At 50.4% G+C, this 13,980-nt stretch carries 9 protein-coding genes and 1 pseudogene; all 10 read left to right on the plus strand.

Annotation, left to right across the window (positions count from 1 at the left end; translation table 11 throughout):
• The first annotated feature begins 2 nt into the window (after positions 1-2).
• Entirely contained in the window at positions 3-1,154 is a 1,152-nt protein-coding gene (locus ABNN70_RS06745; protein ID WP_353949216.1) for an iron-containing alcohol dehydrogenase family protein, read from the plus strand.
• Between the two features lie 23 nt (positions 1,155-1,177).
• Complete coding sequence (locus tag ABNN70_RS06750) at positions 1,178-2,407, plus strand: Zn-dependent hydrolase (RefSeq protein WP_353949217.1); 1,230 nt, start codon at positions 1,178-1,180, stop codon at positions 2,405-2,407.
• Between the two features lie 143 nt (positions 2,408-2,550).
• Positions 2,551-4,074, plus strand: coding sequence for an NCS1 family nucleobase:cation symporter-1 (locus ABNN70_RS06755; protein WP_353949218.1), 1,524 nt, complete (start codon positions 2,551-2,553; stop codon positions 4,072-4,074).
• Between the two features lie 49 nt (positions 4,075-4,123).
• The gene (locus ABNN70_RS06760; RefSeq protein ID WP_353949219.1) at positions 4,124-5,476 is read left to right on the plus strand and encodes an NAD(P)-dependent oxidoreductase; all 1,353 of its coding nucleotides are present in this window, start codon (positions 4,124-4,126) and stop codon (positions 5,474-5,476) included.
• Between the two features lie 16 nt (positions 5,477-5,492).
• Positions 5,493-6,749, plus strand: a complete 1,257-nt coding sequence (gene preA, locus ABNN70_RS06765; protein WP_353949220.1) for an NAD-dependent dihydropyrimidine dehydrogenase subunit PreA — start codon at positions 5,493-5,495, stop codon at positions 6,747-6,749.
• A 33-nt stretch (positions 6,750-6,782) separates the two neighbouring features.
• The gene (locus tag ABNN70_RS06770; RefSeq protein ID WP_353949221.1) at positions 6,783-7,010 is read left to right on the plus strand and encodes a hypothetical protein; all 228 of its coding nucleotides are present in this window, start codon (positions 6,783-6,785) and stop codon (positions 7,008-7,010) included.
• A gap of 41 nt (positions 7,011-7,051) precedes the next feature.
• Positions 7,052-9,136, plus strand: a complete 2,085-nt coding sequence (locus ABNN70_RS06775) for a hydantoinase/oxoprolinase family protein (protein WP_353949222.1) — start codon at positions 7,052-7,054, stop codon at positions 9,134-9,136.
• 77 nt (positions 9,137-9,213) lie between these two features.
• Positions 9,214-10,898, plus strand: a pseudogene (locus ABNN70_RS06780) (hydantoinase B/oxoprolinase family protein).
• Positions 10,899-11,683: 785 nt separating this feature from the next.
• Positions 11,684-12,616 carry a DMT family transporter gene (locus ABNN70_RS06785; protein ID WP_353949223.1) on the plus strand — a complete coding sequence of 311 codons (933 nt, stop codon included), beginning with the start codon at positions 11,684-11,686 and terminating at the stop codon, positions 12,614-12,616.
• Positions 12,617-12,695: 79 nt separating this feature from the next.
• Positions 12,696-13,976, plus strand: coding sequence for an aspartate aminotransferase family protein (locus ABNN70_RS06790; protein WP_353949224.1), 1,281 nt, complete (start codon positions 12,696-12,698; stop codon positions 13,974-13,976).
• Positions 13,977-13,980: the final 4 nt, after the last annotated feature.

The following is a 13,980-nucleotide window of genomic DNA, read 5'->3' on the forward strand; positions in this document are numbered from 1 at the left end:
GGATGGAGCATTTTTTTTATAAACTGCCTGTACCTGTCGATTTTGGAGCGGGTAAAAGACATAAGCTGCCGCAGCTTCTGAAGGATATGCATCTGGACCGCGGGCTTCTGATCAGCGCGCCGTCGATGGTCAGAAAAGGGCTGGCGCAGGAGCTGAAAGAAGCATCAGATGGACGGATTGTGGCCATTTTTTCCGATATTCAGCCGAATCCGACGGTGGTCAATACTGAGGCCTGTGCGGAACGGCTGCGTAAAGAGCGGTGCAGTTTTGCGGTCGCGCTTGGCGGCGGAAGTGTGATGGACTGTGCAAAGGCCGCCTGCTTCGCTGCCCGGACGCCCTACCGTATTGCGGATTATCTGAGCGGGAAAAGATCAGTCACTGCCCCGGGCATTCCGCTGATTGCCATGCCGACGACATCCGGAACCGCCAGTGAAGTCACCGGTGCTTCGGTGATCACAGATACGGAGAGGAAAGTCAAGGCACTGATCACAAGTGAATATTTCTATCCGGTGTATGCGCTGATTGATCCGGAGCTGACTTACTCCTGTCCGCCGGCTGTTACGGCGGCAAGCGGGCTGGATGTTCTGGCTCATTCACTGGAAGCCTGGTATGGGAAGCGGCATCAGCCCCTGACCGACCTGGCTGCGCAGCAGGCGGCTTCTCTGGTATTTCAGTTTTTATTACGTGCCTATCATCAGCCGGATGATGCGAAAGCGAGGGAACAGATGAGCCTGGCTTCAGTGACAGCCGGTCTGGCGTTCGGTCTCACATCAACCGCGGCAGCTCACGCCTGCTCTTATCCGCTCACGCAGGATTATGGTCTGCCCCACGGGGAGGCCTGTGCCTTCACTCTTCCCGCATTCTGGAGATTGAACAGCCGTCGCGGTCCGGAATCCGGACGACTGCAGGCGCTCAGCAGACGGCTCGGGTTTAAAGATTCGGATGACCTCGCGGACCGTATTGATCAGATGAAAAAGGAAATGGGTATGCGCACGACTTTAGAGGAGGTGGGGATCCGCAGCGACGAACAGCTGGACAGGCTGGTGGCAAAGAGTTTTGCCCCGAATATGGATAATAATCCGGTCAAAATCACCCGGGAAAGCCTCAAAACTTTATACCAGGATTTATATGAAGATTCACGGACCTCTGTCTGATGCAAAAAGGGGAGGACAAGGACATGCAGAAACAGAAGCTCCTGATTAATCAACGACGCTTAAAAGAAACAATTGAGAGATTTGCAGATTTCGGACGGACGAAGAATCATGGCGTGACGCGCCTGTCTCTTTCCAAAGAAGATATTGGAGCAAGAGATGATCTGATTTCCTGCTGCCGGGAACTCGGGATGACCATAAAAATTGATGACGTGGCCAATATTTACGCGACACTGCCGGGCATTGAAGACAAGCCGCCACTGGTCATGGGATCTCACCTGGACACCGTTATTAAAGGCGGACGTTTTGACGGGGTACTGGGCGTGCTGGCGGCACTTGAAGTTGCGAGAACGCTCCATGATCACCATGTGAAACCGAAGATTCCTTTTACCCTTGTTGATTTTACCAATGAGGAAGGCGCACGCTTTGATCCGGCCATGATGTGCTCCGGCATCCTGTCCGGTATGTTTCAAAAAGAAGACATGCTGCAGATCAGGGATAAGGAAGGCACGACATTCGGTGAGGCATTAAAGGCGAGCGGTTATCAGGGTTCAGCAGAGAACCGGCTGAAAGAAGCTGCGGCTTATCTTGAAATGCATATTGAACAGGGACCGGTCCTGGAAAGCGAATCACTCGAAATCGGAGTGGTCGAAGGCGTTGTAGGTATGGTGAATTATGAAATTGAGGTGACAGGCGAATCAGATCATGCCGGAACCACACCCATGAAGATGAGAAGGGATGCCCTGTTTGCAGCGACAGATCTGATCGGCATCCTGAGAAGCAGGCTCAATACACTTGATCCGAATCTTGTTTACACAATCGGACGAATGAATGTCCTGCCGAATGTCCATACGGTGATTCCGGGAAAAGTGGCGTTCACTCTTGAAGCGAGACACAAGGATCCTGAAGTGATCGGGCAGGTGGTTCACATCATAAAGCACCTGCCGGAAACGGTCGACGGATGTTCCGTCGCAGAGCGAAAACTCTGGGGACGTGATACGGTTGCCTTTGACCCGGACTTATGCGACCGGCTTGAGGCCTCAGCGCAGGGACTTGGCTATTCATATAAGCGGATGTACAGCGGTGCAGGTCACGACGCCCAGTATATCGCAAGTTTCTTGCCTGCTGCGATGCTTTTTGTGCCGAGTGCAGGCGGGAAGAGTCATTGCGAGGAGGAGGAGACGTCTATTGAGGACTGTGCTAAAGGAGTTCAAGTTGCCCTGGATACGGTGCTGGGGATGCTGACGGATCCATAAATCTGCCGATGATCGGTGATAAGAGATTGCATCCTTTCTTCAAATTCATGAAAAAAACAGACAGAACATAATGATGGTGCGCATCGAGCAAATGGCTTCAGGTTGACCTGTGACAGAACCAAATCACAGGGAGTGAAGTACCGATGAAAACCCAGATTGAGAAAGACGGAGTGGTCACCCTTACTGGCGACGCGATCAATAATCTGAAAGACAGTCATATGTGGAATGAGGATCTGCGGCCGACATCCGGAAAGGAGCACGACTGGACCTCTTACAACTTCGCCAGTCTCTGGATTGGCATGTGTATCTGTATTCCAACTTATACAATGGCTTCCGGTTTAATTGCACTTGGGATGAACTGGTGGCAGGCCATTGTCACCATTATTCTCGGAAACCTGATTGTTCTTATCCCCATTCTTTTAAATTCTCACGCAGGAACAAAATTCGGCATTCCCTACCCGGTGTTTGCCCGTGTCTGGTTTGGATCCAAAGGGGCGCATATTCCGGCCATCGCCCGGGCACTCGTTGCCGCCGCATGGTTTGGCATTAACTGCTGGTACGGCGGCGCGGCAATTGACGCGCTGCTCGTCTCAATGAGCGGCTGGGGAAATGTTACCGGACATACGTTTATCGCCTTTCTTCTCTTTTGGGCACTGAATATCATCATTGCTTATCGAGGGCCTGAATCCATTAAAAAAATGGAGGCCTGGGCTGCACCGATTCTCCTTATTCTTGGAGCTGCTCTGTTCATCTGGGCGATTACGGCTGCCGGAGGTATGGGACCGATGCTTTCAGCCCCTTCCAAATTCGAATCTGCGGGGCAGTTTTTCGCCATTTTCTTTCCGGCCCTGACCGGCGTCATCGCTTTCTGGGCAACGCTGGCCCTGAACATTCCCGACTTCTGCCGTTATGCAAAAAACCAGAAGGCACAGATAGTCGGACAGTCCATCGCACTTCCAGGGACCATGGGACTTTTTTCATTCATCGGTGTTGCCGTGACTTCCGCAACGGTAGTGATTTTTGGTGAGGCGATCTGGGATCCGGCCGCTCTCCTGTCACAATTCCACCCTGTCGTCATTCTGATTGGTACGATCGGTATTGCACTGGCTGCGTTAACAACAAATGTTGCCGCCAATATTGTAGCTCCTGCCAGAGCTGTAGAAAACATATGGCCCAAAAAAATCACGTTTGGCGGAGGGGCTGTTCTGACCGGCCTGATTGCACTGGCGATGCAGCCCTGGTATCTGGTTGGTGATATGTCAACGTATATCATGGGATTTCTCGGTGGATATGGTGCGCTGCTTGGACCGATCGACGGCATTGCTATCGCTGACTACTGGCTTGTACGGAAACGTCGTCTCGCCCTGACGGAACTGTATACGAAAAACGGGCGGTACAGTTATCAATCCGGGTTCAACAGAAACAGTATCATCGCATTTGCGGTTGCTATTGCTGTCTCATTGATTGGCCTGCTTGTCCCCGGACTGCGTTTTCTCTGGGATAATGCCTGGACGATCGGCCTTTTGGTTGCCGGTGCTGTTTATGTCTGGCTCATGCAGAACAGCAGCAGTATTCTGACAAGTCAGGAATATAAAGACATGACGATATTCGAAAATTCCGATATGGTGGGCGATCTGGCACCGGGAACGGTCAAGCCGAATGCATAATGACTCATGGCCACGTGAAACAGGTAGAAATTCATGGAGGTGACGGGGAATGTGTGCTTCTGCAACTGAAACAGATTTATGGAAGAGATTTGATGAAGTAAAACCTGATCTGAAGCCTGAAGAAGCAATGGATGAAGCGAACCGCTGTCTGTTCTGTTATGATGCGCCGTGCCGGAAAGCCTGTCCGACCGGCATCAACATCCCGTCTTTTATCAAAAAGATAACGACCGGAAATCTGCAGGGATCGGCAAGGGTAATCATGGAGGCCAACCCGATGGGGGCGACATGTGCCCGCGTTTGCCCGACCGAAGAACTCTGCGAAGGGGCCTGCGTCCTTAATCAGTTTTCCCTTCCCATTATGATCGGCGACCTTCAAAGGTATTCGACAAACTGGGCGATGAAAAATAACCCTCAGCTTTTCACAGAATGTAAGCCAAATGGAAAATCTGTGGCAGTCATCGGCAGCGGGCCTGCCGGTCTGTCAGCGGCGCGTGAACTTGCGCGCCTTGGTTACAAAGTCACTGTTTTTGAAAAAAAAGAAAAGGCGGGAGGACTGGATACGTACGGCATTGTCCCCTTCCGGCTCCCTCAGAGTATCTCTCTCTGGGAAGCAGAACAGGTGGAGCGACTGGGCGTCGAAATTCGCACCGGTGTTGAAGTGGGAAAGGATATGCCGGTTGAAAAGCTGATGCATTCACATGATGCAGTCATTCTTGCTATCGGCATGTCCAGCGTGCCTGAGCTTCATATTCCTGGTGAAGATTTGAAAGGGGTATATGATGCCATCCAGCTGATCGAGAGAGTGAAAGAAGGTCAGATGAAGGATGATCAGTTCATGGGTAAACGTATCGCAGTGATTGGTGCTGGAAATACGGCCATTGATGCGGCTACGTGCCTGAGACGCCTGGGTGCTTCCACCGTCCGGATCGTCTATCGCCGTTCGGAGAAAGAGATGAGTGCTTATCCTTCTGAATATGCCTTTGCCCGGCAGGAAGGGATCGAATTCCGATGGCTGACCTCCCCTGAAGCGATTAAGGATGACGGAAAGGGCCATGTCGCCGGCCTGACCTGTGTGCGCATGACCCTGGGTGAAGCAGATGCTTCGGGACGTCCAAGGCCTGAAGTGATTCAGGGATCTGAATATGATCTCTCTGTTGATATTGTTGTCCGGGCGATTGGCCAGTCGCGGTATACTTCCCTGATTGATGCACTCTGGCTGGAACACGATCAGGGGGTGGTGAAGGCAGATCCTGTGACGCATCAGACATCAAATTCCAAAGTGTATGCGGCGGGGGATGTGACTTTTGGCAGAGGGCACGGTGAAGCGATGGTGGTGGCTGCTGCTGAACAGGGGAAACAGACGGCATACGCCATCCACCGGCAGTTGTCCACTGAGAGTTAAGAGAGGAGGGACTTTTTTGGCAGATTTACAGGTGACTTGCGCAGGAATTAAGTCGATGAACCCATTTTGGCTCGCATCCGGGCCGCCGACGAATACCGGCTATCAGGTGCAGCGTGCCTTTGAAGCCGGTTGGGGCGGCGCCGTCTGGAAGACGCTTGGAGACCCGATTATTAACGTCAGCTCGCGTTTCTCTGCGCTGCAGTACAAAGGCCGTCGTGTCGCCGGATTCAATAATATTGAACTGATTACCGACCGGCCGCTAGATGTGAATCTCAGGGAAATCTCGGAGACGAAGAAAAAGTTTCCCGGACATGTTATCATTGCTTCTCTGATGGTGGAACCACAGCAGGAAAAATGGCACGAGATTGTGAAAAAAACAGAAGCGGCCGGGGTTGATGGACTTGAACTCAATTTTGGCTGTCCGCACGGGATGGCTGAGCGTGGCATGGGATCTGCATCGGGTCAGGTGCCTGAACTTGTTGAAAAGCAGACATACTGGGTGAAAGAGGCAGCCGAAACGCCAGTAATCGTTAAACTGACGCCGAATATTACCGATATTACGGCCACGGCTTATGCTGCGACAAGGGCAGGTGCGGATGCAATCAGTATGATTAATACGATCAACAGTCTGATGGGCGTTAATCTTGACACATGGAACACCATTCCTGATGTCGGAGGTCAGGGGACACATGGCGGTTACTGCGGCCCTGCGGTCAAACCCATTGCCCTGAGTATGGTTGCCGCGTGTGCCCGTGATTCAGAGATTGATGTTCCGATCTCCGGTATTGGAGGTATCGAAACCTGGAAGGATGCAGCCGAATATATGCTGATGGGAGCTTCGACGGTACAGGTCTGCACAGCTGCAATGCATCACAGCTTCCGGATGGTTGAGGATATGATCGACGGCCTGAACAACTATCTGGATGAAAAAGGACTGGCTTCAGCTATGGATCTGGTGGGAAAAACGGTGCCGAAATACCGGAACTGGGGCGATCTCAATCTGAATTATAAAAGGGTTGCACGAATTGACACTGACCGGTGCATTAACTGCAATAAGTGTTTTATTTCCTGCGAAGATACGGCTCACCAGTGTATTGAGAGATTCATTGATTCAGAAGGTCATCAGCAGTTAAAAGTCCGTGAGGAGGACTGCGTCGGCTGCAATCTGTGCGCAATCGTCTGTCCGGTTGACGACGCGATTCAGATGATTGAAAAACCAGGAGATGCGCCAATGACGTGGAATCAGCGCCAGAAACTGCTGGAGAAGCTGTAAGCGTGTAATGATCCAATGAGCGGAGGGAAAATGATGCACGAGCATGAACAATTTCTTCTGGAAAAACGAACGGTGGATCAATTATTGAAAAATAGTAGCCGGATTATAAAAGTTGAAGAAAATTTGAACGGTGCATTGATCCGTTTCAAGGACTCGAATCAAGAGCGCATCGGGACGATACGACTGCTTACTCCAGAAGGACGAATCTATTTCACGAATCAGCTGTTGTTAAGGAAAACAGGCGAGTCAGTCGGGTCCTGACTGGAAATGAGATAACTTTCACAGATGGAGGTAAGGTGTGTATGAAACTCATTGGTGTAGATATTGGCGGGACTTTTACAGATATCATATATACGGATACGGATACCGATGTTTCCTATATCCACAAGACGCCGACCACAAAGGATCCTTCTATTGGAATGGTTAAAGGAATTACAGAACTGTGCGGTCGGTATCATATCAATACGGAAGATATTGACCACATTTTTCATGGTACGACGATTGCAACGAACGCCATTCTCGAGCATAAAGGGGCTAACGTCGGTTTTATCACGACAAAGGGGTACCGGGATTTGCTGCAGATTGGCCGGCATCAGCGCCCGGAAAATTATTCCCTGACGCAGGAAATTCCCTGGCAGGATCGGGCGATCATGCAACGTCGAGACAGACGGGTCGTATCGGAACGCGTGACCGTAAAAGACGGAAAAGCCTTTGAAAAAGTCCCGCTTGATGAGCAGGGAGTTGTCCAGGTGCTGGACGATTTTAAAAAGGAGGGAATAGATTCAGTTGTTGTCGGATTTCTCTTTTCCTATCTTGATCCGGAACATGAAGATCAGGTGGGAGAAATGATTACGAAAAAATATCCCGAATTTTACGTGACCAAATCATCCAATATTTCGCCACAGTTCCGCGAGTTCGAACGGTTTACGACAGCCTGCCTGAACGGTTTTGTCGGACCAAAACTGAAAGGGTACGTCGCAAGCCTTGAGTCAAGACTTCGTCAGGAAAATATAGATTGTGATCTAATGATTATGACGTCAAACGGCGGTGTGGCAAACTCTGGCAGAGTTTCCGAAAAACCGGTTTATACGCTGCTATCAGGGCCGGCAGCCGGCGTACTGGGCGGACAATGGGCAGGGAGGCTGTCCGGACATGACCGGTTGATCACTTTTGATATTGGCGGAACAAGTGCCGACATCGGTATCATTACCGAACGCGGATTTGCGGAAGCAACAGCAGGCGACACATGGATTGCCGGCTTCCCTGTTCAGATTCCGATGATCGATATTCATACGATCGGAGCCGGAGGGGGAAGTATTGCCTTTGTTGACGCTGGCGGTGCGTTTCAGGTTGGGCCGGAGAGTTCAGGTTCACTGCCCGGCCCCGCCTGTTATGGTCGGGGCGGGACACAGCCGACAGTAACCGATGCCGTACTGGTACTCGGCAGACTGGATCCTGAAAATTTTCTTGGCGGGGAAATGAAGATCTATCCGGAGAAAGCGATTCAGGCGGTGAACAATCTGGCCAATCAGCTAGGCCTCGGACTTTATGAGACAGCGGAGGGGATTCTTACTATTGTGAATAACAATATGGCCAATGCGATCCGGTCACGAACAATTCAGAAAGGATTTGACCCGCGCGGTTTCAGCCTGGCTGCACTGGGTGGAGGCGGCCCCATGCTTTCTGTTGAGGTGGCGCAAATTCTTGAAATACCGGAAGTCATTATTCCTCCCTATCCGGGCATTACGTCTGCGGCCGGTCTATTAACCACTGATTTGAAATATGATGCGGTTCAGACCATTTTTATCGCAAGTGACCAGGTGGATATCAATTATCTGAATGACCGGTTCCATGCACTGGAACAGGATATTACCGGACAGTTGAAAGAAGCAGGTTTTGCAGAGAATCAGATTACGCTTGACCGGTATTTTGACTGTCGCTACGCTGGACAGGGATACGAACTGCGTATTCCTGTGTCTTCCGGGATGATTGACAGCACCAATATTATGGAGATCTGGGAGACCTTTCATAAACGACATGAACGCGAATACGGCCATGCGTTTAAGGATGCTCCGATTGAGATTGTCAATATGCGTGTGACGGGGATTGGAGATATGCCGAAAATTGGTGACCCGAATTTTACGCAGGGCAGCCGTTCTCTGAATGAGGCGATGGTTAAAACGGCACCGGCCTGGTTCCGCTCAGAGGGTGATTTAAAAACCTTTGCTACACCTCATTACATGAAGAATAAACTGCCGGTTAATGAATCTTTTGCGGGTCCCTGCCTTATTCTTCAGAAAGACACAACGATCGTGATTCCGCCGGACTGTGAAGTCACGATGCTGGCAAATGGAACGATTATTGTGAAGACAGGAGGAGAAGTGTAATGGTTGAAACGAAAAAAGCAATTGATCCCATTACGGCTCAGGTAGTCAGTGGAGCGCTGAAAAATGTGGCCATTGAAATGGGACATAAGCTGGCACGTATGTCGTATTCCAGCATCATTCGTGAATCTAATGACTTTGGTTGCGCCTTAATGGATGAAAATGGACAGCAGTTGTGTGAATCCGTGAACAGTACACCGCTTCAGTCCGGACCGATACCGGGCTACCTCCTGGGCATCAAAAAAATTATGGCTGAACGAGGGGACACGTTTCATCCCGGGACGTCGTGCTGCACAATTCAACTTTCTATGGCGCGACACATGAGCCGGACTGTGGATTTTTTGTCCCTATTTTCTATAAGGGAGAACTCATTGGCTTTTCCGGTGCAACTGCGCACCAACTGGATCTTGGGGCTCTTTCGCCTGGTTCAATCGGTATCATTGACGCCGTTGACTGCTTTGCGGAAGGATTGCAGTTCAAGGCCATCAAGGTGTATGAAAAGGGAAAGAAAGTTGATATGGTCTGGCAGATTATCCGTGATAATGTCCGTGACAGTAAAGTGATCGGCGACATGGAGGCGGAAATTGCCACCTGCTATATTGGTGCACAGCGTTATCTTGAGATTGTTGAAAAATTCGGGCTTGAGACTGTACGGGCGGCGCGTGATTATATGATTGATTACTCGGAACGGATTTTACGCAATGAGATTGCGAAAATACCGGATGGCACATATTCTTCGGTCGGGTATATTGACGGCTATCTCGATGACCCGGATCCAAAACGGAAAGATCTGAAGTTCGTTGTCAACGTCACTATAAATGGAGATGACATGACAGTTGACCTGACGGGAACATCCGATCAAGTGGCAGATCGTCCGATCAACATGCCCTTTCCGGGGACAACCGATATGGCGGTTTACCTGACCGTTCGGACGATCCTACTCGATTCGAAGAAGTTCGGCTATATTCCGCAGAATGCGGGTATGGTCCGGCCAATCAAAATTATTGCTCCGGCAGGCACACTGGCCAATCCAACCTATCCCGCTCCTACCATCTCCCGTTTTTGTCCGGGGAATGCGCTTGCCGATACGATTATGCACGCTCTTGGGCAAGCTGTCCCCAAACAGGTCTGCGGGGGAATCGGCAACCTGTACATGGTGGCATACAGTGGTATGATTGACGAAAAGTACTGGGTCTACATGGACATTATGGCCGGCAGTTCAGGTGGCCGTTACGGGAAAGACGGAATTGATGCGATTGACGTTTTATATGCGAATACAAGAAACAATCCAATTGAAGACATTGAATCGCATCATCCGCTCAGTGTCACACGTTATGAATTTCCAGATGATGCTGCCGCATCAGGGAAATATCGCGGCGGTGTCGGACCTATCCGTGATATTCAATTTACGGATGAAGGCGGATTTTCTGTTGAGGGAGAAGGTCAGAAGTACAGTCCGTGGGGATTCGCTGGCGGTATGGATGGGACGCCGAGCAAACTGATTTTTACCGATCAGAACGGTGATCAGACAGGTTTACCCTCAAAGGTTCCTTACAAAAAGACACACAAGGGTGAAACGCTGCGCATCATCGGACCGTGCGGCGGAGGTTACGGAAATCCTTTTGAAAGGGATCCGGAACAGGTACTGGCAGATTATCTGGATGGTTATGTTTCATTGGAACGGGCAAAAAAAGATTACGGCGTCAGCATCGAAAATAAACAGGTGAACCGGGAGAAAACGAAAAACCTCCGAGCCATGCAATAAATTTCCCTGATGCTTCAGGTTACAGGATATAGGAGCCCTGCGGCATGCGGTCTGTGACCTGCTGCCACTGACGGGCTCCTTTTTACGTTTGTGGCTTGTTTCGTATTTACCCGGGATACAGAACTCCCGGCGGATTATCGCAGGCTCCGGCTGAAAAAACACTGAACCCGGCTGAAAAACTATCCGATCCGGCTGAAAAACTATCCGATCCGGCTGAATTATTCAAATCTGCGGCTGAAAAAATACCGGCTCCGGCTGAATAACTCAGCTTAGCGGCTGAAAAAATGCTGGATCTGGCTGAATAATTCAGATTTGTGGATGAAAACCGGTCTGGCTGAATTATTCGGACTTGCGGCTGAATAAAAACTGGATCCGGCTGAATAATTCAGATTTGCGGCTGAAAAAATGCTGGATCCGGCTGAATAACTCGGATTTGCGGCTGAATACCGGTCTGGCTGAATAACCCAGATCTGCGGCTGAAAAAATACCGGCTCCGGCTGAATAACCCGAATTTGCGGCTGAAAAAATGCTGGATCCGGCTGAATAACTCGGATTTGCGGCTGAATACCGGTCTGGCTGAATAACCCAGATCTGCGGCTGAAAAACTACCGGATCCGGCTGAATAACCCGAATTTGCGGCTGAAAAAATGCTGGATCTGGCTGAATAACTCAGAATTGCGGCTGAAAACCGGTCCGGCTGAATAATCACATTCAACCGGCGGAATACGAACTTTCAGCCGGACCAGTGAGCAAGTTATCCTCTCGTACGGGGAGATGAAAGGACCATGAAATTTCGTGCTTATCTTGCAGCTGTGCTGTTTTCATGCATCATCGGTTTTTCGTTTTTGTTTGTCAAACTCAGTTTGCAGGAAGCAGATCCCCTGGATGTGCTGGCGCACCGCTTTACAATTGCATTATTTTTTTCCCTGCCCTTTTTACTTTTCAGAAAGATGAAATGGTCTTTTCGGCCGCGGGATCTGCTGCTGCTTATATTACTGTCCGTTTTGAACCCTTTTTTCTATTTTCTGACTCAGGCACTTGGACTGCTCTACCTGCCTGCTTCGGAAGCGGGGATTATTCAGGCACTGCTGCCGATTTTCACCATTCTGATGGCTTCCTGGTTTCTTAAAGAGAGACAGACAGGGCTGCAGAAACTGGCTGTGAGCGTTTCCGTCCTGGGTGTGATGTTTATCTTTATGATGAATAACGTCCATTTTGGACTCGTGAAATGGCCCGGTATTGTACTGATCATGGTCAGTACGCTGACCTATGCCGGCTATAATGTACTTGGCAGGAAGGCGGCGCAGTCTTTCCGAATGGAGGACATGACCTGCTTTATGATTTTCTCAGGATGGATCTCCTTTAATCTTATCTCTGCCGGTAACCACATCGCTTCAGGGACAGTGGCCGGCTACTTTACGCCGCTGGCAAACCCTGTGTACCTGATCTCAGTCAGTTATCTCGGCATTCTGGCGTCGTTTACGACATTTTTTCTGTCCAATTTCGCTCTGAAGCATATGGAGGCTTATCGATTCGGCATTTTTACGAATCTGACAACGATCATCTCCATTTTTGCCGGAACGTTTTTTCTCCATGAACAGCTGTTTTATTATCACTACATCGGCGCACTGATGGTTATAATCGGTGTCATCGGTGTGAATCTCCTTTCGCCTGTTGAGCGTATGGCAGCCGGATCTGCGGACAGGAGGTCTTCATAAAACGTGTTCCGGTATATTTTCACTTCTGATAAATATTTTTATATAAAGAGGATCGCCACGAAAAGATGGAGGCATGCGGATGAACATTGAGGATTACAGGCCATTCCTGAGTCCGGCACTGGCAAAGGCAACCGATCTCATTGTAGCAAGTGGAGAGGGCTGTTATCTGACAGATATTCACGGCGAGCGCTATCTGGATTTTGTGCAGGGAATCGCTGTCAATGCGCTGGGACATGGCCATCCGAAAATTGTTGAGGCGATCAAGAAACAGGCGGGAAAACTGATTCATGCTTCGTTCAATCTCGTCCATTATCCATCCACTCTGGAACTGGCCAGGCGGCTTGCTGCAGTGACACCGGGACGGCTGGACTCGGTGTTTTTCTCAAATGGGGGTGCCGAGGCGATTGACGGGGCTTTGAAACTGGCCAGAGTTTTTACGAAAAGACCGGCGATTATCGCTTTTCAGGGGTCTTTTCATGGCCGGACACTGGGCGCACTTTCGGTGACGGGTTCGAAAGCGAAATACCGAAAATACGTCGAACCGATGGCGGGTCCCGTTTATTTTGCCCCTTATCCGTCAAAGGATCTGTGTCCGGACGGATTCAATACAGCACAGCGTACGGCCTATTGCCTGAATGAACTGGATCACCTGTTTGCGTATCTGATTGCGCCGGATCAGGTGGCGGCGATCATCATGGAGCCGGTTCAGGGAGAAGGAGGGTATGTGGTTCCGGAGAAAGCATTTGTTCAGGGCATTCGCGAGCGCTGCAGCCAGTACGGCATTCTGCTGATTATCGATGAAATACAGTCCGGCTACGGGCGCACAGGCCGGATGTTTGCAAGTGAACAGTTCGGGGTTGTGCCGGATATCATGACGGTTGGAAAAGCGCTGGCGGGCGGGTTGCCGATGAGTGCGGTCGTTGCCTTACCGGAGATCATGGCGGAGTGGCACCCGGGAATGCATGGGACGACGTTTGGCGGTCATCCGGTCAGTGCAGCTGCGGCACTAGCTGTCCTGGATGTTTTTCAGGAAGAAGATCTTTTAGACCATGTCCGAAAAATGGGCGGGTATCTGAAGAGCCGGCTGCTTGATCTGCAGCAAAAGTACACCTGCATCACCGATGTCCGCGGGCTGGGACTGATGCAGGCTATTGAATTTTCTCACCCGGACGGAAGCCCGGCGCCAGATATGCTGTCACGCGTCAGGGCAGACTGCCTGAAGCGCAGACTTCTGACTCTTGGCTGCGGCGTCCATGAGAACGGGATGCGCTTCGCAACGCCGTTCAACATTAAAAAAGAAGAGATGGATCAGGGGCTATCGATTATCGACCGTGTTTTAAGCGGGATCTGTACGCATTGAGAGG

This window comes from Sporolactobacillus sp. Y61 (assembly GCF_040529185.1).
In the GTDB taxonomy this organism is placed as follows: Bacteria; Bacillota; Bacilli; order Bacillales; family Sporolactobacillaceae; genus Sporolactobacillus.